Origin of the sequence: Exiguobacterium sp. SH3S1, assembly GCF_004337105.1 — a bacterium.
Lineage (GTDB): Bacteria > Bacillota > Bacilli > Exiguobacteriales > Exiguobacteriaceae > Exiguobacterium > Exiguobacterium aurantiacum_A.
In genome coordinates this window covers 201379-224292 of record NZ_SJUW01000003.1, presented here as the reverse complement: position 1 = coordinate 224292, position 22914 = coordinate 201379, and the positions used below count along the sequence as shown (strand labels likewise).

Below are 22914 nucleotides of genomic sequence, written 5' to 3'. Positions count from 1 at the left end.
ATGATGGGAGACACGACATGAAGCATCTATTCGGATTTTTACTTTTTTTAGTGACGCTGGCCGGAGGTGTCGCCATCACGGCTGGGACGTTCGGAGAAGAGCCGTCCGCCATCGCGTATGAAGAGGGGTATGAAGACGATATACCGCTCGCTACTTCAATAGATGCGGAATTAGAAGACGTGCCCGAGACGTTCAAACTCATCTCCGAGGTTTTCGACGAACCGATTCCAGCAGAAGACGTCGAGCGCATGCATCTACTCGTCTCCAATCCAGATTTAGACGAGGCGACCGTGCATCCGCTCGGTGAACTTGAAGTCACGTATGACGGACGACCGACAACGCTCATCGTCGAAGCGGAAGTGTATCGCGAGGACGGAACGTATATTGTTTTCTATTTTTCGGGCGACGAGGATCTGGTCTTCGCAATCGATGACCGGATCACAGCGTACTATGAAGAATTAGGCATATGAAAAGGAACTTCGCTCGCTTGAGCGAAGTTCCTTTCGGTATACGTTTAGTCGATCGTGACCGGGACGACGGCGAGGTCGATCTCTTTCTCGACTTCTTCCCGCTCCTCGGCGAGACGTGCATCCGACCATTTGAAGACATCGGCCATACAGCGCAAGATACCGTCTTTATAGTCTCTGACGAAGTCGATGTCGAAGAACATCGCCCCTGTCCGACGGACGAGGAAGTCAATGGCACGGACGACCGACTCTTCTTCGATACCGTACATCAACTGCGCGTAGACGATCTCGGACAGGTCATAAGCGTTCGTATCCATCCGCTCGACGACGCGATCGATGTTCGACCCGTAGAGACGGACTAACTGCTCCGCTTTCACGTCATCGAAACCAAGGTTTGTCAGCTCGTCTGTCTTCTTCGTCAAGAAGTCGTCAAAGCCGTTCGAACCACCCACATGTCCACCTGACATCGGCATATGTTTCGTCCGTGACGCCAAGAAGACGATGCCCTCGTCTTGTTTGAGTAGCTTCGCGACGAGATCGACGACCGTCTCAGACATCTTCCGGTAGCCTGTCAACTTACCGCCGGCGATTGTGATCAGGCCGCTGTCCGATTGCCAGATCTCATCTTTCCGTGAGATTTCGGACGGGTCTTTGCCTTCCTCATAGATGAGCGGACGGATGCCGGCCCAGCTCGACTCGACGTCATCTTCCGTCAACGACACATCCGGGAACATATAGTGGATCGCGCCCAAGATATAGTCGCGGTCTTCTGTCGTCATGCGTGGGTGTGCCTTATCTTTATCGAAGAACGTGTCGGTCGTCCCGACGTACGCTTTGCCGTCACGCGGGATGGCGAACACCATTCGGCCATCTGGTGTATCGAAGTAAGTCGCTTGTTTGAGCGGGAACTTCGATTGATCGATGACGAGATGAATCCCTTTCGTCAGACGAAGCATCTTGCCTTTATTCGAGCCGTCCTGCTCACGGAGCACGTCGACCCATGGGCCGGTCGCGTTGATGACTTTTTTCGCATAAATTTCATACGTCTTCCCGTCGATTTGATCTTCGACGTTCACGCCGACGACTTTGCCTTGCTCGTATATGAGACCGGTCACTTTCGAGTAGTTTAAGAGGAGTGCGCCATGGTTCGCTGCTTCTTTCGCGACTTCGATCGTCATGCGCGCGTCGTCCGTCCGATACTCGACGTAATAACCGCCACCGACGAGCCCATCTTTTTTGACGAGCGGTGACTTCTCGATCACCTCTTCGGGCTTCAACATCAAACGGCGCTCCGCTCGTTTGACGCCGGCCAAGAAGTCATACACCATCAGCCCGAGCGCGGTCGATAGCGGTCCGAACGTGCCGCCCTTGTGCATCGGTAGAAGCATGCGCTCCGGCGTCGTGACGTGCGGTCCGTTCTCATAGACGATGGCGCGTTCTTTCCCGACCTCGGCGACGAGCGCGACTTCGAACTGTTTCAAATAGCGCAAGCCACCGTGGACAAGTTTCGTCGAGCGGCTCGATGTTCCGGCCGCGAAGTCTTGCATTTCAAGAACCGCCGTCTTCATTCCCCTTGAAGCGGCGTCGAGGGCGATTCCGGCACCGGTGATGCCCCCACCGACGACGAGGATGTCATGACGCTCACTCGTCAATTGTTCGTATCGCTTGGCACGTTCTTTTGCTGAGAAGTTTCTGATTTCCACTTTATTCCCTCCTATAATGAATCCGGTTCGTATAAACAAAGAGACCACAACAAAATAAGGCTTCGCCTCCTATGTCGTGGTCTCTCTGTCGTCTCCAACCGGTTATCAACTTTTCTCCTGTATTATACCCTATTCTCTATTGTTCAACCATCGACATTCTCTATTGTTCAACCATCGATCGGCTCACCAGATGCGCAACCTGCCTGAGCGAAAGCGTCACGCTCGCAATTTGAAATTCAGAAGACTAGACTTCAAAGTATCACTACGAAGGAGGAGTTTTCATGAAACGCATGTTACAATCTTTTCAATTTAAAAATGGCGTCGAGCTTCATAACCGGCTCGTCCTTGCGCCGATGACCCATTATTCGTCCGAGCCGACAGGTGAGGTTTCGGAGCACGAACTCGCCTACTATCGGAAGCGAGCGAAAAATGTCAGTCTCGCCATCACGGCGTGTGCCTATGTGACAGAAGACGGTAAAGGATTCCCGAACGCGTTTGGCGCGAGCGACGATCACTTCATCACCGGTCTCCGTCAACTCGCTGAAAGTTTGAAGGCGGAAGGCGCCAAAGCCGTCCTGCAAATCTTCCACGCTGGGCGCATGTCTCCTCCAGAGCTCGTCCCGAACGAACAACCCGTGAGCGCAAGCGCGGTCGCACCCGTCCGTGAAGGTGCCGCCACACCGCGTGCCCTCGAGACAGAAGAAGTCGAGGCGATCATCGAAGCGTTCGGTGAAGCGACACGTCGTGCCATCGAAGCTGGATTTGACGGCGTCGAGATTCACGGAGCGAACACGTACTTGATCCAACAGTTCTTCTCACCGCATTCAAACCGCCGAGACGACCGCTTCGGAGGCGACGTACAGGCGCGCCTAACGTTCCCGCGTGAAGTCATCCGTTCTGTGAAAGCCGCGGCGAAAGACGCTGACGATTTCTTGATCGGCTACCGCTTCTCACCAGAAGAAGTCGAAGAGCCAGGTATCACGCTCGACGACACGGACGTATTGATCGACATGTTGCTCGAGGAAGGACTCGACTACCTTCACGCCTCGCTTTGGAACTTCAATATCGGTTCGATGCGCAACGAGAACGTGACTGAGCGCTCGATCGACCGGATCGCGAAACGCATCAACGGTGCCGTCCCGCTCATCGGAGTCGGACAACTTCAGCGCCCAGGTCAAGTCGAAGACGCTTTGAACGTCATCGACCTGGCCGCGCTCGGCCGTGAACTCATCATCGACCCTGACTGGCTTGAAAAAGTGCAAACGGATCGTGAAGAGGAGATCGAAACGGCGCTCGACTTGAACAAGCAAGCCGAACTCGCTGTCCCGGCCCCACTTTGGAACGCCATCACGACACGTGCCGGTTGGTTCCCAATCAAAGATGAAGCAGTAAAATAAGCAAGCTGTCCGCAGACATAAGTCTGCGGATTTTTTCTGAGCTCGAGGATGAAAATAAGTCACGGTGGAAATCATTCCAGCAATTGCTTTACATCTAAAAAGCGCGATGCCTCAACTTGAGACGTCGCGCTTTTGTTCGTCTTCCCATTCTTCACGAAGCATGCCCATCCGAATCGAATCGTAGCGCTCGCCACGGACGACGCGGACACGTCGCATCCGACCTTCGAGCTGCATGCCGACCTTTTCAGCGACGCGCACCATGCGCTCGTTCCCTGACCACGTCGTCAATCCGACCCGAACCGTCGAGAGCGTTCCGAACAGATGGTCGATCCAAAGTTTGAGCGCCCTCGTCCCGACACCTTGATTCCAGCGGTCTGACTGATGAAGGATGATCCCGACTTCGAGCCATTCCTTCCCGGCGTCTTCATAATAGTAGGACACCGTACCGAATACCGTCCCATCGACTTCGACGACCCACATGTCGTCACGTCCGACGTGGCGGTCCGCCTCCTCCCGATAAGCATCATAGCTTCGCGCGCGATGTTCAAAATAAGGCGCGTCCCAACGTTTCCATTCGGGCGCCGCTTCTTTGTAAATCAATTCCCATAATCGGTCCAAGTCGTGCGCCTCGATTGGTCGGATGACCAGTTCTTCATCTCGATACATAACATCGTCCTCTCTATATGTGCCCACCACTCATTCGAGACGTTAGTTCGAATTCCCTTTTTTCCGTTTCCGCCAGACGAGCGCCAAGATGACAAGGATCAAGCTTGCCGTCACCGAGACGACCGCGAACGGGCTCGTACCGGTCACGAACAGTTCACCGAGCGAGACCGAATAAGCTAACCCGAACGACGTGACGAGCTTCGCTCCGGCTGCGATCATCACGAAACGGACGAACGGCACGCGGCTGAATCCGGCGGCTATGCAAATCACTTCGTCCGGTAAGATCGGGATGATGAACAAGACGAGCAAGACACCGAGACCGTACTTACCGACATAACGATCATACGTCGCGAGTTTATCCGCATCGATCAAGTGCATGACCCGCTCCCGGCCGAACCGCGCGAGCCCGTACATGACGAGAATGCCGAGCGTCGTCGCGACACTGCCGATCAAGGCAGCGCGCAACGGGCCGAGGGCGACACTGCCGATCGGGACGCTGATCGCTTCCGGGACCGGCAGCGCGATCGGCTGCAGGAAACTGAAGGCGGCGAACACCCAGATCGCATGCGCCTCATAACGCTCGAGCAGACGATCGAGCCCATACGTATCGTATAAGATGAGGCCGAATGAGACGTAATAGATCAAGACGAATAATAAAAGCAACGTGAATGTCACTTTTAACATCTGCTTCAAGTAGACGCTCGATCCTTCACGGATCGACCGCAACAGACCGATCGATAGAGCCAACAGGACAACCCCGGTCCACCCGAGTTGATACGGCAATAAGAGTGTCGGCAAGACGACGAACGGCAATATGCTCAACGCGACTAAAGCGACACCATACCCCCAGTAAATCATGTTTCGTTCCCCCATGTGACATCGCCCTCTCCCCGTTCTACTCTTAGTTTACCCGGATTTAGGTGAACATGTATCCATCCTAAGCTGTTGAAGCAGTCAGTCTTTTGCCCGAGAAAAAAAGCCACGACCGAAAACGGTCGTGACCTCTCCCTCACTCTGCGAGTGCTGCTTGGATGAAATCGTGGAACAAGCGCTGCGGGCGCTCTGGACGCGAAATCAATTCCGGGTGGAACTGTGACGCGACGAACCACTTGTGTTCTGGAATCTCGATGATCTCGACGAGACGGCCGTCCGGGCTCGTCCCCGAGAACTTGAAGCCTTCCGCTTCGAACGCTTCACGGTACTCGTTGTTGAACTCATAGCGGTGACGATGACGCTCATAGACGAGCTCTTGGTTGTAAGCGGCGTGCGCTTTCGTGCCCGGCTCAAGCTTACAAGGGTAAAGGCCGAGGCGGAGCGTACCACCGAGGTCCTCGATATCTTTTTGCTCAGGAAGAAGATCGATGATCGGGTAGTTCGTCGTCGGATCGATCTCTGCCGAATGGGCGCCGTCTAACTTCAAGACGTTACGGGCAAACTCAACCGTCGCGAGCTGCATCCCGAGACATATCCCGAAGAACGGGACGTTGTTCTCACGCGCATAACGCGTCGCTTCAATCTTCCCTTCAATCCCACGCTCGCCGAAGCCGCCCGGGACGAGAATCCCGTCGGCGTCGCCGAGAAGCGCCTCGACGTTTTCAGCCGTCACGTCTTCTGCGTTGACCCAGTCGATGTCGATGTCGGCGTTGAACGCGTAACCGGCGTGCTTGAGCGATTCGGCGACCGAGATATAGGCGTCGCGGAGTTCGACGTATTTCCCGACGAGTGCGATCTTCACTTTCTTCTCGAGGTGCGTGACCGTATGGACAAGGTTTTTCCAAGCCGTCATGTCAGCCGGTGGCGTGTTGAAGCCGAAGTAGTCGTTGACGAGCTGGTCCATGCCTTGTTTTTGAAGGTTGAGCGGCACTTCATACAACGTCGACGCGTCTTGTGCCTCGATGACCGCTTCTTTGCGCGTGTCACAGAAGAGGGCAATCTTTTCACGCATGTCTTCCGGGATATCATACTCGGTACGGAGCACGATGATATCCGGCTGGATTCCGTAACTGCGGAGCTCTTTGACGCTGTGTTGTGTCGGTTTCGTCTTCATCTCGCCAGCTGCGCGAAGGTATGGGACGAGCGTACAGTGAACGTACATGACGTTCTCTTTACCGATGTCATTCTTCACTTGACGAATGGCCTCAATGAACGGAAGCGACTCGATGTCCCCGACTGTTCCGCCAATCTCTGTGATGACGACGTCCGCGTTCGTCTCGCGGCCGGCACGGAAGACGCGGTCTTTAATCTCGTTCGTGATATGCGGGATGACTTGGACCGTCCCCCCGTTATAGTCACCGCGACGTTCTTTTTTCAATACCGTCGAGTAGATGCGTCCCGACGTCACGTTCGCGTTTTGCGACAAGTTGATGTCGATGAAACGCTCGTAATGACCGAGGTCAAGATCGGTCTCGGCGCCGTCGTCCGTGACGAACACCTCACCGTGCTGGTATGGGCTCATCGTCCCTGGGTCGATATTGATATATGGGTCAAACTTTTGAATCGTTACGTTCAAACCTCGGTTTTTAAGCAGACGTGCGAGTGAAGCGGCTGTGATCCCTTTACCGAGTGAAGATACTACCCCACCTGTTACGAAAATATACTTTGTCATCATCATTCTCCTCTCTTGAATGCCCACATCGGGAAACGAAAAACAAAAAAAGCAAAAGTGCCCCCACTGACATGGGGGACACTTTTGCTGCATCGTACGTGCTAAACTAGCCCATGACTAATTTACGTCAGAGACGATGCAGTCGTCAAGTTATTATTTTTTTCTTGGTTACGTGTGCCAAAAAAAGAAAAAGAGACACGCCTAGCCGGGACAAATGCCCGGCTTTTTGCGGTCTCTTATAAGTCGTCCTCGTCTTCAAGGTCGAGGTCGTCGTCTAAGTCGTCGTCCTTGAACTCGTCAAGGTCTGGTACTTTTTCAGTTTCATCATCCGCATCAAATTCAGATGCATCAAAATCTTCACCTTTAGCAAAGACGTCAAGGTCGTCTTCGATGTCGACGATGCCTTCGTCCGTCTCATCGAGATCTTCCTCGAACTCGTCGAGCTCGCCGCGTTGGCGTGCCTCGATGACGAGATCTTCGTCTGACTTATCGAACGGATACCAAACACGAAGCGCCCAACGGTTAGCTCCCAAGTTGACGAATAGTCCGTCGATGTTCATGTCCGTGTAGAGTTGCGCGATTTTCTCGAGCTCTTCCTCTTCACTTGTGAACGTATAGTTTTGTCTGATCTGCTCGCGGATTTCATCAAATGAAACTGGTTGCTCCCCAGTCTTTTGAAGAATTTCGTAAACAAAATCGATCAACGATTTATTCATTAAAGGACACTCCTTTTCCGTCACTAGTTAAACATCACTCCTCATTATAAACAAAACCGATATAAAAAAGCTAGAGGAAATTATTTTCTTGCTTTGAACACCATGGAACGGGTGGAGAACACATCGACCACTCAGTAATTTCAAAAATCAACCGATATAGAAGTGACACCTCTATTCTATGTATGATGAAAAAGGAGATTTTTGAATGGCACTCTTCCGTAAACCAAAAGCACCTGTTTATACCGCATCAATCGCTTTCCCTGACGCAACGACCATTGCACAACCGTCAGACAAACGTCTGAGCGGACGCGCGCATTACATGGGTTATACGTCGACTCAAGTCGAACGACTTCAAGCGATGGCACCGCTCGTCGAATCCGTGCTCGATGACGTGTTAGAAAGCGTACTCGACCATTTGATGTTGCAGCCTGACATGGTCAAGATCGCCAACGCCTCATCGACGCGCGAGCGCTTGAAAAAAGTATTCGCCGACTACTTCCGCAGCTTGTTGACGGGTCGGATTGATGAGAAGTTTCTCGCCATGCGTAAACGCATGGGACAGACCCACCATAATTTCTCGGTACCGGTCGTCTGGTTCCTCGCGACGTACTCTGCCTTCAACACGTTGCTCGTCCCGAAAATCGTCGAGCACTATCAACACGACCCGGCGGCGATGACCGAGTCGTTGCTCGCGTTGTCTCACGCGATGAATTTAGACGCTCAAATCGTGACCGAGCAGTACGTCGACGCCAGACTCGGTGAAATCGAATCGGCAAACGCGGCCCGGACCGATTTGTTGACCGATATCGGTCGTGTCAGCACGGAAGTCGCGACGACGATGGAACGGACCGGCGCCGCCATGTCCGAGACGAGCGACCGGGCCCACCAAGTGTTGTCTGAAACCGAACAGACGGAGAAGATGAGCCGTCACTTGATGGAACTGACGCAAACGAACGGCAAACAGATCGAGCAGATGGAGACGGAGTTCACGCAATCGGCGACATACGTCGACGCCTCGCTCGAGCGCATCACAGCACTCAAAGACGGCTCGCAAGAGATCGTCAGCATGACCCGCAGCATCGAACAGATCGCCAACCAAACGAACTTGCTCGCGTTGAACGCCTCAATCGAGGCGGCCCGGGCCGGTGAGCACGGCAAAGGCTTCGCCGTCGTCGCGACCGAGGTCCGGACGCTCGCCGAGAACGCCAAACAGCTGAGCAGTCAAATTAACGTACTCATCCACGAGAACGAGACGAACATCGCCGCCCTGCTCGACCAGATGGGACAAATGCATCGGACGAACGACGAGGCGATGCGTCAGTTGAGCGCGGTCAAAGTCGGCTTCTCGACCGTGAAAGACGAGATGGGCAACTACGTCCTCTCATTCGAACGCAACAAGCAAGACCTCGGACGGATGGTCGAGACGATCTCAGCCATCAACGAGACGACGCAAGGACTATCTCACCTGACGTCTTCACTGCTCACAAAATCCGAAATGTAAGTAAACGAAAGCCGGGCCTGGTCGCTGACCAAGCCCGGCTTTGTTTTACATCAGTTTTGTCAAAAATGCCGTCGCGACACCGAAGTAGATGAGCAACGACAAAATATCGTTGATTGTCGTAATGAGCGGACCCGACGCGACGGCCGGATCAACGTTTAATCGATACAAGATGAGCGGGATAATCGTCCCGGCGAGAGTACCGATGATGAGCGTCATAAGCAGCGAACTACCGACGACGAGACCGAGCGTCCAACTGTCCTGCCAGAAAAATGCGATTACTGCAATTAGCACTGCACACGTGACACCGATGATGAGGCCGACCTTCAGTTCCCGGAAGATGAGTGCGCCAACTTGCCTCGGCGTTAAATCACGGGTTGCGAGTCCTCGGACGACGACGGCGAGCGACTGTGTACCCGTATTCCCGGTCATCCCGGCAATCATCGGCATGAAGAACGCGAGCGCGACGACTTGTTCGATCGTACCTGAGAATCTATCGATGATACTGCCAGAAATCAAACCGATGAACAACAGTAAAATCAGCCACGGTAAACGCCGATAGGCTGCGACGAGCGGTAACGTGTCAAAATCAATCGACTTACCGGACGCAGACAGTTTCTCGATATCCTCGTTCGCCTCTTGAATGACAATATCGATGATGTCATCGATTGTGATGACGCCGACGAGCCGGTTGCCGTCCTCGACGACAGGAATCGAAATGAAGTCATAACGACCAATCAACTTTGCTACATCTTCCTGATCGGTCATCACGTCGACTTTAACGACGCGTTTGTACATGACGTCCGCAATCGCCTCGTCCGGTTCGGCCAAAATTAAATCTTTATACGAAACGACACCGACGAGTCGTTTTTCTTCATCCACTACGTATAAATAGTTCAGGTACTCAGCGAGTGCGGCGAAATCTTTTAACTTCCCTACCGCCTGACGGATCGTAAACTGTTGCGGAATCCAAACGAACCGGTTGTTCATCAGACGTCCCGCCGTCTCCGCCGGATAGGTCATCATATTTTGGACGACACTCGATTCCTCATCTTTCATCTCAGCTATGAGTTCCTCGACTTTTTCCGGATCGAGTTCAGACAAAAACGACATGACATCATCATTTTCCATTAAATCGAGGACTTCGGTCGTCCGCTCAAAACCGAGCCGGTGTAGTACTTGAAGCCGGGTCGTCTGATCGAGTTCTTGAATCATGTCGGTCATTTGTTCGATAGTCAAGTACAATAAGAATTTATTCTGATGTTTGCTCGGCAACAGTTTGTATTGCTGGGCGACATCGTATGGCTGCAGTTCATCAACGATGTTCTGGAACTCGTTCTTTTTGGCTTCTTTTAATGCTTGAATGATGGCCAAAGCAATCTCGTTATCGGTCATCAATTCGACCATACGCTCACGTCCTTTATTCGGTCTAATCTTTGCTTATTCCCAATTTTACGATGCGACGAACAAAAAAGACAGAGCACAAAGGCTCCGTCTTAGCGATTACTGTACAAGCGGTTCTGGTACTTCGATCGGCTTCAGTGAACGATCGAGCAGCTCGACGACGTCGAACGTTCCGACCGTCTCATCGACTTCTTTCGCTTTCGTACCGTCCGAGAGCATCGTCAAGCAGTATGGACATGCCGAACCGATGACCGTCGGCTTCGTCTCGAGCAACTGCTCGGTCCGAGCGACGTTGACACGCGTCCCGACTTTCTCTTCTTGCCACATGAGTCCACCACCGGCTCCGCAACACATGCCGTTCTCGCGGTTACGTTCTGCTTCGACGAGCTCGACACCTGGAATCCGTTCGAGGACGAAACGCGGTGCGTCATAGACATTGTTATAGCGCCCGAGATAGCACGAGTCGTGGTAGACGACGCGTTCGTTCACGGCCCGGTCCGGTTTGACCCGTCCCGTATCGAGCAGTTCGGCGAGCAGCTCGGTATGATGGTACACTTTCACACCAGTCAGCCCGAAATCCGGATACTCGTTTTTGAACGTGTTGTACGCGTGCGGGTCGACTGTGACGATTTTCGTGACCCCGTACTTCTCGAACAGTTTGATGTTCGCCTCGGCGAGTTCTTGGAACAACAGTTCGTTCCCGATGCGACGCGGCGTGTCACCTGAGTTCTTCTCCTCGTTCCCGAGGATGGCGAACGAGACGCCGGCCTTGTTTAAGACACTCGCAAAACTTTGGGCGACTTTTTGGCTACGGCTGTCATAAGAGCCCATCGCCCCGACCCAGAAGAGAAATTCGAACTCTTCCCCAGCTTTCTTCTTCTCTTTGGCCGTCGGGATGACGAGCTCTTCCCGGTCGTTGCGCCAGTTCTCGCGCTCTTTCCGGTTCATGCCCCACGGGTTGCCTTGGCGCTCGATGTTCGCGACCGTGCGCTGCGCCTCAGGGTCCATCTTGCCTTCCATCATGACGAGGTAACGGCGAAGATCGATGATCTTATCGACGTGCTCGTTCATGACCGGACATTGGTCTTCACAGTTCCGGCACGTCGTGCACGCCCAAATCTCTTCTTCCGTGATGACGTTGCCGATCAACTCATCGGCGACGAGCATGTGCCCGTTCTGGGCCGCGGCCGCGATCTCCGCACCTTGCGTGTTCTGGAACATGAGGGCCGGTGCCCACGGTGATTTCCGTGTGATGGCCGCACCTTTCATGTTCATATGGTCACGCAGCTTGACGATGAGATCCATCGGCGACAGCATCTTGCCGGTACCGGTCGCCGGACAGACGTTCGTACAGCGCCCACACTCGACACAAGCGTATAAGTCGACGAGTTGCTTCTGGTTGAAGTCCTCGATTTTGTTGACACCGAAGACGACTTCTTCGTCCGACTCTTCCGCCTCTTCCATCGCCGAGAAATCGACCGGCGCGAGACGGCCGACTTTGTGCGTCCGGCCGAGCCAGACGTTTAACGTGCCGGCGATCAAGTGGGCGTGCTTGCCTTGCGGGATGTAGATCATGAAGCTGAGCAAGAACATGAGGTGTAGCCACCAGAAGACGACGAACAAGGCGAAAGCGACGCCCCCAGGTACCCAAGCGAACGCTGAACCGATCAGTGTCGCGACCGGTTCGCCCCACATCGGCAGCTCTTCTTTATAGACGAGATAGAACCCGTTGCCGAACAAGACCGATACCATGAGCCCGCCGATGAAGATGAGGGCGAGGCCGGCCATAAAGTTCCGCTTCAAGCGCACGAGTTTCTCGACGTAACGGCGGTAGAATCCCCAAACGACCGCGACGAGAATCATGAGCATGACGATTTCTTGCATGAACGTGAAGATCGGATAGACCGGTCCGAGCGGCACATGCGGGAAGCGTGTCCCGACGGCGAGCCCTTTCCAGATGAAGTCGATGGCCCCGAACTGGACGAGGATGAACCCATAGAACATCATGACGTGGATGATCCCGCTCTTCTTATCCTTCAGTAGTTTCTTTTGACCGAACACGTTGATCATGACTTGTTCGAGCCGTTCCTTATTCGTTTGGCTCCATTCTGCCTTCTTCCCAAGCTTGATGAACGTATACCGCTGATAGACGAGCGTCGCGAACAAATACAGTCCATAGCCAAGAACGAGCAAGAATAGAATCCAGTTGACGATTAAAAATGTCGACATCCCCAAAACTCCCCCTTATGAAAACGGATTCAATCTTGAGTTCAGTATAACAAAAAGTGAATGAACAGTCATTCATTTTCTTGTTGGAATCAAAAGTCGAGCACATGTTTCAAGAACAACAAGATGCCGCCGTAGCCGAAAACGGCGAGCACGAACGTCCGGAAATGGAGGTTGCGGTCGGCCGGCAGCTCGAACTTGACGATATTGAGGATCATCGCCCCGGCGACGAACGCAAACAGGAGCGCCTCGACGTGCGTCGCGAGATCGATGAAACGGGCGAACAAGCCGCCAACGAGAATCCCGCCGCTCAAAAAATAACGGCCTTGTGCCAAATAACGTTCCCCGTAGTGACGGTACAAGTCGTGACCGACAGCGAGGAAATGGACACCGAGCGCCGTCGCATAAAAACTACGTGCCACAAACGTGACCGACGTCGCCGTGACGACGTAAGCCGAGAACGACATGTACGCCGTCAGAAGCGTCACTTGAAGCCAATACGACACGTTCCGGTCAATCGTCTCGTCTTGAAAGTACGGTGTCCGCACGAACCGCATCGTCCCGTAGAAGACGGTGAAGCCGAGCAGGCTGACGACGTATATTTCTGAAGGTAAAGCAAGGTCGAGCCAGTCGACCCGGAGCGTATCTTGGCGCTTATTGAGCGACGGCAGTAAATACATGAAAAAATACGTGATGGCGATCCCGCTCGAAAATGAGAACCATTTCTTAGACGGTATCCGGTCGCGTGGAAACAAATAAATCCCAAAGAAATTGATGAGCACTAAATACACGACAATCCAGTTCGCCATCCCATGTCACCCTTTCAGTTCAATCCAAAACCGCTCGACGACGTTTCCATCTTCTTCGGTATACGGTGTGTCGGCGACACCCCCATTGTTCAAAATGACTTGGCGAGAGGCGACGTTCTCTCGGTCACACGTGATGAGCGCCCGCTCAATCCCAAGTTCTTTCACCTTCTCGAGCGCGAGACGCAACTGTTCCGTCGCCAAACCGCGTCCGCGCGCACTCGGCTTGATGCCATAACCGATATGTCCCCCGAAGTTCAACAGGTGGGCGTTTAACTCATGGCGAATATTCGCCGCCCCGAGCAACTCATCCCCGTCCGTCAACCAATACGTCGTGCTCGGCACCCAACCGTCCTCAATCTTTTCACGGTCTTCCGCTTCGAGGAGTCGTTTGACGTAGGCGTCAAAATCGCTCGTATCTTTATTAATCGTCGTCGGGACGATGTTGCTTCCGTCCTCTTTCCATTCGCTTAACAGGGCAAGAACTTGATCTTGCTGTTCGACTGACGTCTTCACGAGCCGTAACATAGCATTTCCCCCCTAATCATATGTATGAAAAAGACCGCAATGCGGCCTTAGTCTTCGAGTCCTAATCGTTTTGGCATCACGGGTGCGAGTTGTCTCGCTTCGTCTAAGCGACCGGCTTCGACGAGCGTGTGGAACCGTAAAAATTCCTCATGCTCAGCGTCACCGATTGCCGCCAAGTAGTCGATATAGCGATCGTACACCGATTTATCTTCCGGTCGCGCCTCGATCAACGCGATATAGAGTCGGACCGTGTCTTCTCCGTACAAGAGCGGGAACTCGTCGTTCAATTGGAGCAACTTGTCGACCGCATCCATATCGACGCCGGTCTCACTATCATAATGACCGATGACTTGTTCGGCATGGTCTTCGAGGCGGCCTCGCCATTCCTCATACTCTTCCTCGTTCGTCTCGAGCATCTCGAACCAATCCTCGTTCAACATCTCTTCAATCTTTTTCACACGTTCTGCAAAATTCATCTCGTTTCTCCTCCTTCAAACGTCCAAGCGACGTCGACTTCGTAGTCGCCCGCCAAGTCGTCATTCATCGCCAACTCGTAATGGAAACGGCAACGGCCGTCCCGGACATCGAGCCGCACCGTCGTCGTCGCCATCGTCATCGACATATATGGATTTTTGTATAGGCTTTGTGTCAGCCGTCCTTCAATGAAGGAATGGTTCATCTCGATCGGTCCTTTACAGATGAGGGCGAGCCGCCCGGTCGTATATTTCAACGTTGTCGGCACGATGCCGTCCTCACGCTCTTGGTCGAACATCAAGATGAAGCCGGTCTTTAATTCATAGTAGAGACCGTCGGCATGGAGCTCGATCGGTTCATCGACCTCACTGACTTTCGTCGTCTGCCGGACACGGACCCGTCGTGGTTCAATTGCCATGGTGATTCCCCTTTCCGCTGTCTCATCGTACCATATCTCCTAAACGGTCCGGAATCGCTAACTTTTTCTTTCCCGGTTCGTGCCAGCTTCACACTACAAAAAAGACAGGGTTTCCCCTGTCTTTTAGTCAGCTCAACTTGTAGACGCGTGCTTCGAACGGCTTCAAGTGGAGGAGCATCGTCTCATCATGCGCGTCGAGCGGCATGTTCTTCAAGACGACGTCGTCTGAACGAAGCATGATATCCGTCGCGAAGATCGCTTCTTTGCCCGTCAAGTTCGAGATGACGAGGTATTGCGTGTCACCGAGCGTCCGTGTGTAGGCGTAAATCTCCGGATGTTCCGGCAAGACGACGTCGTACTTGCCGTAGACGAACGTCTCGTCGTCTTTACGGAGACGGATCATCTCTTTATAGAAGTTGAGGATTGAATCCTCGTCCTCGAGCTGCGCGCCGACGTTGATGTCCGTATAGTTCGGATTGATACCGAACCATGGCTTCTCGGCGAACGTGAAGCCGGCGTTCGCGGCGTCGCTCCATTGCATCGGCGTCCGTGTGTTGTCACGCGACGAGTTCCACGTGATGTCCATCATCTCTTCATGGCTCTTGCCGTGCTCAAGTCCGATATAGTAACGGTTGCGTGTCGCGATGTCATCGTACTGGTCGATCGAATCGAACTTCACGTTCGTCATCCCGATCTCTTGGCCTTGATAGATGAACGGCGTCCCTTGCATGAGGAAATACATCATCGCGATCGATTTGGCGCTCTCTTTCCAGTAACGCTCATCGTCGCCCCATGACGACACGGTCCGTGTCTGGTCGTGGTTTTCGACATACAAGGCGTTCCAGCCGTCTGCCTCGAGTCCTTTTTGCCATTTCGTCAAGACGTTTTTCAAATGGACGACATCTAATTTCGACTCGGCATCTTCACGCCAAAGGCCCATATGCTCGAATTGGAACACCATGTTCATCTTGCCGTCCTTCTCACCGACCCAAAGGTGGGCGTCGTCAGGCGAGACACCGTTCGCTTCACCGACCGTCATGATGTCATGTTTGTTGAACGTCTCGTCGCGAAGTTCTTCCAAGTAGCCGTGGATGCCGTCGACGTTCATATGCATCTCGAACGACGGCACGAAGTCGAGGCCTTCCGGGTTTGGAAGATCGCCGAACGACGGGTGTTTGCGGATATGGCTGATGGCGTCGACGCGGAAGCCGTCGATGCCTTTGTCGAGCCACCAGTTGATCATGTTGTAGATCGTCTGGCGCATCTCAGCGTTCTCCCAGTTGAGGTCCGGCTGTTTCTTCGAGAAGACGTGCAGGAAATACTGTTCGGTCGTCTCGTCGAACTCCCAAGCCGAGCCGCCAAAGATCGACTCCCAGTTGTTCGGCTTCGAACCGTCGGGCTTCCCGTCGCGCCAAATGTACCAGTCACGCTTCGGATTGTCTTTCGAGCTCTTCGATTCGATGAACCACGGGTGCTCATCTGACGTGTGGTTGACGACGAGGTCCAAGAGCAGCTTCATGCCGCGCGCATGGACTTCTTCCAAGAGACGGTCAAAGTCTGCCATCGTCCCGAACTCGTCCATGATGTCCTCGTAGTCGCTAATGTCATAGCCGTTGTCGTCGTTCGGCGATTTGTACATCGGGCAAATCCAGATGACGTCGACGCCGAGGTCTTTCAAATAATCGAGTTTGTCGATGATGCCTTGAATGTCCCCGATCCCGTCACCGTTCGCGTCGTAAAAACTGCGTGGGTAGATTTGATAGGCGACGGCTTCTTTCCACCAATTTCGTTGTAAAGTTTTTGTTTGTTGGTCACGTTGTAAAAGTTGCATATCTCAATAAGACTCCCTTGTCTCTAAACTCACTGCGCATCCTATATACTTATCCTATTACCAGTGCTATTTTTTCTTCTTACGGTTAGCGCAATCGTTTGCACGATTACAGTAAGTTTATCTTACCAAAAATCGTTCGCCGACACAAAGAAGTTTTAAATAGCTTACTCACCGTGTACCCTACACGATTTGAAAACTAATTGAAAGCGAGGCGACTCATATGATTCGTTTGGCCACCGTGTCCGACATATCTCCTATCGATAAGCTTATTTTAACGAAAGCGATGGAGTTTAAAGCAGCCGGAAAAACGCAATGGCAAAAATATTTAGAGCCGAGCCGGACCGAGATTGTGACGTATGACGTCACGAACGGGACGGTGTACGTATATGAAGAGAACGACACCATCATCGGGGCGGTCAGTTTGATCCCGCCGACGTCGTGGGACGAGAACTTATGGAGCGACGCCGACACAGCCGTCTACGTGCATCGCCTCGTCGTCGACTCACGTCATAAAGGAAAACAGATTGGTTCCCAATTGATGCGTCAGGCAGTGGCCGGGTCAAAACAGATCCGGCTCGACTGCGTCGCGACGAACGGATTTTTGAACGACTATTATCTTCGCTTCGGCTTCAGCTACGCCGGCGAACGCGACGGTTTTTCCTTGTTCGAAAAACAGGCTTGACTTTGACGTGACTTCACGCTTTACGCTGCATTCAAGAAGGTGAGGCCTATGTACTCGAGTCAACAGCTCGCCAAGCTCGCCGGGACAACGGTTATCCTCTCTATGCGGAACATGACGTACGCTTCTGTTCTACCGGTCGCTCGACGTGATCCAACATTACTGCATCAAAAATAGCTGAAAGGCCAAAGCGAACTCGCTTTGGCCTTTACTCTGCCGTCCGTCGATCATATACGTCCTCTTCGAGCATCGATTCAATTTGACGACGCAAAAGCGGCAGAGCCGTCACAAGTTGAAGATAAGGATACGTCGCAAAGTTATCGGTGCCCCCGACATAAAGGACGGACCGGTCGAGTACAGTCCAGCCTCTGTCGCCCCATTGTTCGATTCTCACTTCACAGACGTCAGGCTTGGCGCGAAACGCCCAGTACGCTTCAAGTTGTCCTTTGGCCATCGAAGGGCTGACCGTTAAAATCGGACAGTCAAGACGGTGCAATCGGCTCATGTCGACGGGTCCGGTCTCGTGCAAGATCACGAGTTGTGGTTGTAAGCGATCAAGCCACATCATCGTTCGTGCGTCATTCAGTGACGTGACACGCAACAGATGATGCGATGGGATCGGATTGTCGTTCAGCGGATAACGTGCTTGTAACTCTCGGACGCGCTGACGGCTGAATCGGCGCATGAGCGGTGACGTCAATCGAACGTATGATTGACGCATCCACTCGTTGATCGAGTCGGGCCGCACTTCAGCCGGACCGTCTTCTTTGATCACATGGGTCACCCCGAGATTTCGAAGCGCCTGGTACACATAAGTCGAAGTCGGATCCTCGCCGATACATAAGACGATCGGACGCGTCATAAGCCCTCCTCCTTCCCTCTCTTTGAAGCGTCATCGTTTGTCTGGTCTGTAAATTCTGGCCCCATCGCCGAAAGTGCTATGTCAAAAGAACCGAACATCTGTTGGATATCTTTAAGCGCCGGTCCTTTCCCGTCTTTTTTTGCCATATTTCATAACCCCATGGCGAGAGGACGGCCAAATCCTCACTCGCTTCTTTCAACGCCGATAGAATATCTTGTTCCGTGAACGCTTTACGCGTCGACAATCCGATTTCTTCGAGCGCTTGCGTCCAGGACCCGAAGCGCCGAACGACTTTTGTGATACTCGGACGTTGGTGCGCTTTCGCCCATTTCGCATACGTCGTCGAATTGAATGGTTCGATTTCATCGCTCGCATCGAGCAACGCTTGAATGATTTCAATCTTTTGGTCTTTTGCCATCATCCCGAGTAGATCGGCCTCGATCAATGCGACCTTCCAAGACCCAAACTGGATGACAACTTCCGTCAGCGTCGGAGCATCATGGTCGTGCGCCCATTTTCGGTAATCGGCACTACTGATCGAGCCAAGATCCTTCGCTGCCCGGCGAAGCGTTCGCAACATTTCCGACTTCGTGAAACGCGGCATCTGGTTTTCAAACCCGACGAGCCGCAGCACGTTCGTCCACGAACCATACACCTCTAACAGTTCGAGTACGGTCGGTCCGCCGTTCGCTTGTTGCCATTGCTGGTACATATGGATTGTGAGACGACCGTCATCGGCGGCCGTCCTCAACTGGTGAATCACTTGTTTCTCTTCCATGCCGCCTCCCCCTTTTATGTGTGACGACTCATCCCACTTCACGAGCGCTAATTTGCGCAAATAAATTGATTTGCCGTGTCAAAATTTTCGATTCATCGAACCGTTCCTCGACGACTTCGCGACCTCGGCGACCGTATGATTCGATACGATCCGAATGCTCGATGAACGACTCCATCGCCTCCGCGAGTGCTTGCGGTCGGGCCACCGGGACGAGGTATCCTGTCTCTCCGTCGATGACTTCTTCTCGACAGCCGCGGATGTTGGTCGCGATGACCGGAAGACCTGACGCCATCGCCTCTAAAATCGAGCGGGGGAGCCCTTCCCGATAAGACGGTAACAGAAAGATGTCATGACGGTTGAACAAAGACGGGGTGTCTGTGACGTATCCGACGTAATGAACGTTCGGATTGTCGACCAAGTGAGCTTCAACGAGTTTGGCGGTCTCTTGATCCCGCTCATTCGATAGCAACTCTCCGGCAATCGTGAGTGTCGCTCCCGGATGACGCGCAGACACTTCCTGAAACGCCTCGAGTAAATCGAGGATCCCCTTTTCTTTGACGAGGCGACCGACGAACAGAAACTTTAACTGCTTCGGGTCAACTGTTTTTTCAAGCGGTTGGAATCGAGCCAAATCAATCCCGTTCCCGAGATGAAGCAGACGGTCATCGCTTTTAAATTGTCGGGTCTTGGCAAGCGAATAATCTTCCTCACTTTGGAGCAGCAGCCAGTCGGTCGCGAGCGCGGCAAGCGACTTTTCGAGCCAAAACACGAGTTCGTAGGCGACCCGGCTCATCCGTTCATGGAAGTAAAATCCATGGGCCGTGTAAAGAATGTGCGGGGTGCGGGCGATTCGGGCCGCAACCCGTCCGAGCGCGGCCGCAACCGGCGTATGGACATGGATCGCGTCATACTTCTCCCGTCTCAGCAAGGCGACGAGCCCTTGAATCGTCTGCACGTTCCGCTTCGGATGGAATTTACGATCGATCGGCAGCGTATGGATGACCCAACCTTCCGCCCGCAACCGGTCCGTCCGGTCACCGTAGGCACAGGCGACATCGACTTGGTGCCCTTCGGCTTTAAGCGACTCGATGAGCGGACGCAACAGGACGTCAGCGGTCACGTCGACCGCGCAGAATTGAAGGATCTTTAAAGGCGCCATAAGTGGACCTCCTCTGGCTTCGTCGCCCGGTTTAAGATGCCTTTTAAATCCATGACGATCCCTCGTCCCATCTTCAACTGACGTTCGGCGATTTTCCACCCGGCACTCACAAACTCATCGTGTGAGACGGCGTAGATGACGACTTCCGCCGGTTTGAGCTCATGGTAGGACTTTACTTGGAGCCCGTATTCTTGTTCGACTTCTTCATGGTGGACGAGCGGGTCGTACACTTGCACCTCAAGGCCGAACTCCTCGATTTCCCGCACGAGTGACGCGACTTTCGAATTACGGATATCACTGACGTTCTCTTTGAACGACATGCCGAGCACGGTGACCCGTGAGCCGAGTACCGGCATGTTTTGACGAATCATCGTTTTAATGAGCGACGTGGCGATGAAGCTACCCATCGTCTCGTTGATGCGCCGTCCGGCTAAAATAACCTCAGGGTGATAGCCGAGCATCTCAGACTTCATCGTCAAATAGAACGGGTCGACCCCGATACAGTGGCCACCGACGAGTCCGGGCCGGAAGTTCAGGAAGTTCCATTTCGTACCGGCCGCTTCTAACACTTCAAGCGTATCGATGTTCATCCGCTCGAAGATGATCGCGAGCTCATTCATCAATGCGATATTCAAATCCCGTTGCGTATTCTCGATCACTTTCGCGGCTTCGGCGACTTTGATTGACGAAGCGCGATGTACACCGGCATCGACGACCGTCTCATATACGGCTGCGACGATATCAAGCGTCTCCTCATCCTCGGCGGCGACGACTTTCTTGATCGTCCGGAACGTATTGACACGGTCCCCTGGATTGATACGCTCTGGCGAATAGCCGACTTTAAAATCAATCCCGGCCCGTAGACCCGACTCTCGTTCGAGTAGCGGGATGCACTCTTCTTCCGTCAGTCCAGGATAAACGGTCGACTCGTAGACGACAATCGCCCCGGGCCGTAGATACTTTCCGACGGTTCGCGTCGCGCTGCAGATCGGACCGAGGTCCGGTTGATTTTGTTCGTTGATCGGCGTCGGTACGGCGATGATGATAAAGTCCGCCTCTTCAAGCTGTGACGCGTCGGTCGTGTACGCGACTGAGGCGATTTCAAGCGATTCCCGCTCGACTTCTCGCGTGCTGTCGAGATGACCGTTCAGTTCGTTGATGCGGGCCTCATTAATATCAAATCCGATGACGTCTCCGACTTCTCCGAGCGCGACCGCGACCGGGAGACCGACGTACCCGAGTCCGACGACGGCGATATGGCGATTGGCAATGGTTCTTCGTGCTGTCCGTGATTCTGAGATGAGTTTGTCCATGTCCATCTGCCTCCAGTTATTGTGAAATTTGATTCATCAACTTTTCGACGACGATGACTTTTCCGTTCGGGCCTCGAGGAATTTGGTTGACCGGCGTCAACGTAATCTCGACGCCGTCTCCGACGAGCTCTTTCAACCCCCGTCGAAGCACTTGTTCATGCGACGAGGTGAAGCGATTTGGGTCTTTGATGTAGCGCATCTCGATGTGATGCAAATCGAACTGCCGAAACTGGACTTGAATGACCGAGTTCGGAAGCTCGCTGACGATCGTCGTCAAATCCCCTTCATAGACTTTGAGTCCTTTTGGCGTGACGATGAAATTAGTTTGCCGTCCCTCGATTGACTCGACATACGTCCCGCCTTGACCGCACGGACAAGTCCCTTCCCCAAACTTCATCCGGTCCCCGATCCGGTAGCGGACGAGCGGTGTGCCGTGGGTCGTAAAGCTCGTGACGAGAATTTCGCCGTCCTCCCCATAAGGCTCGATGACCCCTGTCTCGTGATGAAGGTGCATCCGTCCATAACTGCATTCGCTCAAAATCGGTGCCCCTTCAGACGAGGCGTATTGGTCGAATACGGGCGCGTTGAACGCTTCTTCAAGCAACGACCGTCCAAACGCCGTGATCGTCTCTGACGTCGGGAACAAGGCGATCAGTTGGAAGTCGAGTTTGATGTTGTGCGCTTTAATGTATGAGGCCAGTTCAATCATGGCGGACGGGGCGCTATCGAGAACGATTGGTTTGAACCGATTCAGCTCCTCGATATAGTGCGGGATATTCGCCTCGGTCAGATGAAACAACGACAGCAACAGTTGATTCATCGGACGATTATACCGCCAAAACACGGGTGCCGCTTGATCCGGTTCACAAATGACGCGTCCCGTGAAACTGGCTCGTTTCATCCCTTTTTTAAAGCCGTGTTGTTCTTTAAAGTAATCCAAATGGGCCATCCGGATCTGATAATCTTCCGCTGTGAATTTCACTTGGAGCGACGCACCGGTCGTCCCGCCTGTCTTGCCGATAATGTCTGTCTTCACGTGCGAGTAGATTGCCGGGGTCGAGCGGACCGTTTCCTTCTCGAGTATCGGAATCTGTTTCAAATCTTCAATCGAGTCGAGCGGGAGCGATACGCCGGCCTCGTCGAATAACTGACGGTAATAGTCGTTGTTCGCTTCGCAAAATGCTAAAAAGTCATTGAGTCGTCGAAGCTGGTCTGCTCGAACGGCCGCGTCATCCGTCGGACGGTTGCGTAGTGCGACAAGTTCCTGCTCGTACGCTTTTCCGTAACGCTCTTGTGACAACTTCAAGCCGTAAAGTGACGTCATCCAGTTTTGAAGGCGGATCGGCGCCTTAAAATATACGTCCCGCAACGCGAAGATCGCCAT

The 22914-nt window shown here is 53.2% G+C and carries 21 protein-coding genes; 4 read left to right on the top strand and 17 right to left on the bottom strand.

Annotation, left to right across the window (positions count from 1 at the left end; translation table 11 throughout):
• The first annotated feature begins 17 nt into the window (after positions 1-17).
• Positions 18-470 carry a hypothetical protein gene (locus EVJ26_RS05560; protein WP_131470026.1) on the top strand — a complete coding sequence of 151 codons (453 nt, stop codon included), beginning with the start codon at positions 18-20 and terminating at the stop codon, positions 468-470.
• Positions 471-514: 44 nt separating this feature from the next.
• Here the strand turns inward: EVJ26_RS05560 and EVJ26_RS05555 are convergent, their stop codons facing one another.
• The gene (locus EVJ26_RS05555; protein WP_131470024.1) at positions 515-2170 is read right to left on the bottom strand and encodes a glycerol-3-phosphate dehydrogenase/oxidase; all 1656 of its coding nucleotides are present in this window, start codon (positions 2168-2170) and stop codon (positions 515-517) included.
• Positions 2171-2451: 281 nt separating this feature from the next.
• Between EVJ26_RS05555 and EVJ26_RS05550 the strand changes: the two genes are divergently transcribed.
• Positions 2452-3567: an NADH-dependent flavin oxidoreductase gene (locus EVJ26_RS05550; protein ID WP_131470022.1), complete on the top strand. Its 1116-nt coding sequence runs from the start codon at positions 2452-2454 to the stop codon at positions 3565-3567.
• 111 nt (positions 3568-3678) lie between these two features.
• On the opposite strand, the gene EVJ26_RS05545 is transcribed toward EVJ26_RS05550, so the two are convergent.
• The 4 genes from EVJ26_RS05545 to rpoE all read right to left on the bottom strand — a co-directional run bounded on the left by EVJ26_RS05545 (position 3679) and on the right by rpoE (position 7554).
• A complete protein-coding gene (locus EVJ26_RS05545) occupies positions 3679-4233 on the bottom strand; it encodes a GNAT family N-acetyltransferase (RefSeq protein WP_131470020.1) in 555 nt (184 codons plus the stop codon).
• 42 nt (positions 4234-4275) lie between these two features.
• Positions 4276-5091, bottom strand: a complete 816-nt coding sequence (locus tag EVJ26_RS05540) for a TVP38/TMEM64 family protein (RefSeq protein ID WP_236635505.1) — start codon at positions 5089-5091, stop codon at positions 4276-4278.
• Positions 5092-5242: 151 nt separating this feature from the next.
• A complete protein-coding gene (locus EVJ26_RS05535; protein ID WP_131439214.1) occupies positions 5243-6838 on the bottom strand; it encodes a CTP synthase in 1596 nt (531 codons plus the stop codon).
• A gap of 236 nt (positions 6839-7074) precedes the next feature.
• Positions 7075-7554: a DNA-directed RNA polymerase subunit delta gene (gene rpoE, locus EVJ26_RS05530; protein ID WP_070328219.1), complete on the bottom strand. Its 480-nt coding sequence runs from the start codon at positions 7552-7554 to the stop codon at positions 7075-7077.
• 205 nt (positions 7555-7759) lie between these two features.
• On the opposite strand from rpoE, the gene EVJ26_RS05525 reads away from it, so the two are divergent.
• Entirely contained in the window at positions 7760-9055 is a 1296-nt protein-coding gene (locus EVJ26_RS05525) for a globin-coupled sensor protein (RefSeq protein WP_131457738.1), read from the top strand.
• A 45-nt stretch (positions 9056-9100) separates the two neighbouring features.
• On the opposite strand, the gene mgtE is transcribed toward EVJ26_RS05525, so the two are convergent.
• The 7 genes from mgtE to EVJ26_RS05490 form a co-directional block, all read right to left on the bottom strand.
• Complete coding sequence (mgtE, locus tag EVJ26_RS05520; RefSeq protein WP_131457739.1) at positions 9101-10459, bottom strand: magnesium transporter; 1359 nt, start codon at positions 10457-10459, stop codon at positions 9101-9103.
• 96 nt (positions 10460-10555) lie between these two features.
• Positions 10556-12685, bottom strand: a complete 2130-nt coding sequence (locus EVJ26_RS05515; protein WP_131470016.1) for a (Fe-S)-binding protein — start codon at positions 12683-12685, stop codon at positions 10556-10558.
• An 89-nt stretch (positions 12686-12774) separates the two neighbouring features.
• Positions 12775-13491 (bottom strand): hypothetical protein, encoded by a 717-nt coding sequence (locus tag EVJ26_RS05510; RefSeq protein WP_131457741.1) that lies wholly within the window; start codon positions 13489-13491, stop codon positions 12775-12777.
• Positions 13492-13497: 6 nt separating this feature from the next.
• Positions 13498-14016, bottom strand: coding sequence for a GNAT family N-acetyltransferase (locus tag EVJ26_RS05505; protein WP_131457742.1), 519 nt, complete (start codon positions 14014-14016; stop codon positions 13498-13500).
• A 47-nt stretch (positions 14017-14063) separates the two neighbouring features.
• Positions 14064-14492: a hypothetical protein gene (locus EVJ26_RS05500; RefSeq protein ID WP_131457743.1), complete on the bottom strand. Its 429-nt coding sequence runs from the start codon at positions 14490-14492 to the stop codon at positions 14064-14066.
• Complete coding sequence (locus EVJ26_RS05495) at positions 14489-14908, bottom strand: YwiB family protein (protein WP_131439225.1); 420 nt, start codon at positions 14906-14908, stop codon at positions 14489-14491. The genes EVJ26_RS05500 and EVJ26_RS05495 overlap by 4 nt, the downstream gene beginning before the upstream one ends.
• A 127-nt stretch (positions 14909-15035) precedes the next feature.
• Complete coding sequence (locus EVJ26_RS05490; RefSeq protein WP_131470014.1) at positions 15036-16739, bottom strand: glycoside hydrolase family 13 protein; 1704 nt, start codon at positions 16737-16739, stop codon at positions 15036-15038.
• Between the two features lie 220 nt (positions 16740-16959).
• Here EVJ26_RS05490 and EVJ26_RS05485 point away from each other — a divergent pair, with 220 nt between their 5' ends.
• Positions 16960-17421, top strand: coding sequence for a GNAT family N-acetyltransferase (locus EVJ26_RS05485; RefSeq protein ID WP_236635504.1), 462 nt, complete (start codon positions 16960-16962; stop codon positions 17419-17421).
• Positions 17422-17626: 205 nt separating this feature from the next.
• On the opposite strand, the gene EVJ26_RS05480 is transcribed toward EVJ26_RS05485, so the two are convergent.
• From EVJ26_RS05480 to EVJ26_RS05460, 5 genes are all read right to left on the bottom strand, one after another.
• Complete coding sequence (locus tag EVJ26_RS05480; RefSeq protein WP_131470012.1) at positions 17627-18280, bottom strand: hypothetical protein; 654 nt, start codon at positions 18278-18280, stop codon at positions 17627-17629.
• Positions 18281-18356: 76 nt separating this feature from the next.
• Complete coding sequence (locus tag EVJ26_RS05475; protein ID WP_131470010.1) at positions 18357-19058, bottom strand: hypothetical protein; 702 nt, start codon at positions 19056-19058, stop codon at positions 18357-18359.
• A gap of 28 nt (positions 19059-19086) precedes the next feature.
• Positions 19087-20217: a glycosyltransferase family 4 protein gene (locus EVJ26_RS05470; protein WP_131470008.1), complete on the bottom strand. Its 1131-nt coding sequence runs from the start codon at positions 20215-20217 to the stop codon at positions 19087-19089.
• Entirely contained in the window at positions 20205-21536 is a 1332-nt protein-coding gene (locus tag EVJ26_RS05465) for a nucleotide sugar dehydrogenase (RefSeq protein WP_131457748.1), read from the bottom strand. Before EVJ26_RS05465 ends, EVJ26_RS05470 begins: the two co-directional genes overlap by 13 nt.
• A gap of 10 nt (positions 21537-21546) precedes the next feature.
• Entirely contained in the window at positions 21547-22914 is a 1368-nt protein-coding gene (locus tag EVJ26_RS05460; protein ID WP_131470006.1) for a phenylacetate--CoA ligase family protein, read from the bottom strand.

What these genes read in the sequence shown, in the direction of transcription:
- EVJ26_RS05560 (WP_131470026.1), top strand. Translation starts at nt 18, where the DNA reads ATGAAGCATCTATTCGGATTTTTACTTTTTTTAGTGACGCTGGCCGGA.
- EVJ26_RS05550 (WP_131470022.1), top strand. Translation starts at nt 2,452, where the DNA reads ATGAAACGCATGTTACAATCTTTTCAATTTAAAAATGGCGTCGAGCTT.
- EVJ26_RS05545 (WP_131470020.1), bottom strand. Translation starts at nt 4,233, where the DNA reads ATGTATCGAGATGAAGAACTGGTCATCCGACCAATCGAGGCGCACGAC.
- EVJ26_RS05540 (WP_236635505.1), bottom strand. Translation starts at nt 5,091, where the DNA reads ATGATTTACTGGGGGTATGGTGTCGCTTTAGTCGCGTTGAGCATATTG.
- EVJ26_RS05535 (WP_131439214.1), bottom strand. Translation starts at nt 6,838, where the DNA reads ATGACAAAGTATATTTTCGTAACAGGTGGGGTAGTATCTTCACTCGGT.
- rpoE (WP_070328219.1), bottom strand. Translation starts at nt 7,554, where the DNA reads ATGAATAAATCGTTGATCGATTTTGTTTACGAAATTCTTCAAAAGACT.
- EVJ26_RS05525 (WP_131457738.1), top strand. Translation starts at nt 7,760, where the DNA reads ATGGCACTCTTCCGTAAACCAAAAGCACCTGTTTATACCGCATCAATC.
- mgtE (WP_131457739.1), bottom strand. Translation starts at nt 10,459, where the DNA reads ATGGTCGAATTGATGACCGATAACGAGATTGCTTTGGCCATCATTCAA.
- EVJ26_RS05515 (WP_131470016.1), bottom strand. Translation starts at nt 12,685, where the DNA reads ATGTCGACATTTTTAATCGTCAACTGGATTCTATTCTTGCTCGTTCTT.
- EVJ26_RS05510 (WP_131457741.1), bottom strand. Translation starts at nt 13,491, where the DNA reads ATGGCGAACTGGATTGTCGTGTATTTAGTGCTCATCAATTTCTTTGGG.
- EVJ26_RS05505 (WP_131457742.1), bottom strand. Translation starts at nt 14,016, where the DNA reads ATGTTACGGCTCGTGAAGACGTCAGTCGAACAGCAAGATCAAGTTCTT.
- EVJ26_RS05500 (WP_131457743.1), bottom strand. Translation starts at nt 14,492, where the DNA reads ATGAATTTTGCAGAACGTGTGAAAAAGATTGAAGAGATGTTGAACGAG.
- EVJ26_RS05495 (WP_131439225.1), bottom strand. Translation starts at nt 14,908, where the DNA reads ATGGCAATTGAACCACGACGGGTCCGTGTCCGGCAGACGACGAAAGTC.
- EVJ26_RS05490 (WP_131470014.1), bottom strand. Translation starts at nt 16,739, where the DNA reads ATGCAACTTTTACAACGTGACCAACAAACAAAAACTTTACAACGAAAT.
- EVJ26_RS05485 (WP_236635504.1), top strand. Translation starts at nt 16,960, where the DNA reads ATGATTCGTTTGGCCACCGTGTCCGACATATCTCCTATCGATAAGCTT.
- EVJ26_RS05480 (WP_131470012.1), bottom strand. Translation starts at nt 18,280, where the DNA reads ATGACGCGTCCGATCGTCTTATGTATCGGCGAGGATCCGACTTCGACT.
- EVJ26_RS05475 (WP_131470010.1), bottom strand. Translation starts at nt 19,058, where the DNA reads ATGGAAGAGAAACAAGTGATTCACCAGTTGAGGACGGCCGCCGATGAC.
- EVJ26_RS05470 (WP_131470008.1), bottom strand. Translation starts at nt 20,217, where the DNA reads ATGGCGCCTTTAAAGATCCTTCAATTCTGCGCGGTCGACGTGACCGCT.
- EVJ26_RS05465 (WP_131457748.1), bottom strand. Translation starts at nt 21,536, where the DNA reads ATGGACATGGACAAACTCATCTCAGAATCACGGACAGCACGAAGAACC.
- EVJ26_RS05460 (WP_131470006.1), bottom strand. Translation starts at nt 22,914, where the DNA reads ATGGCGATCTTCGCGTTGCGGGACGTATATTTTAAGGCGCCGATCCGC.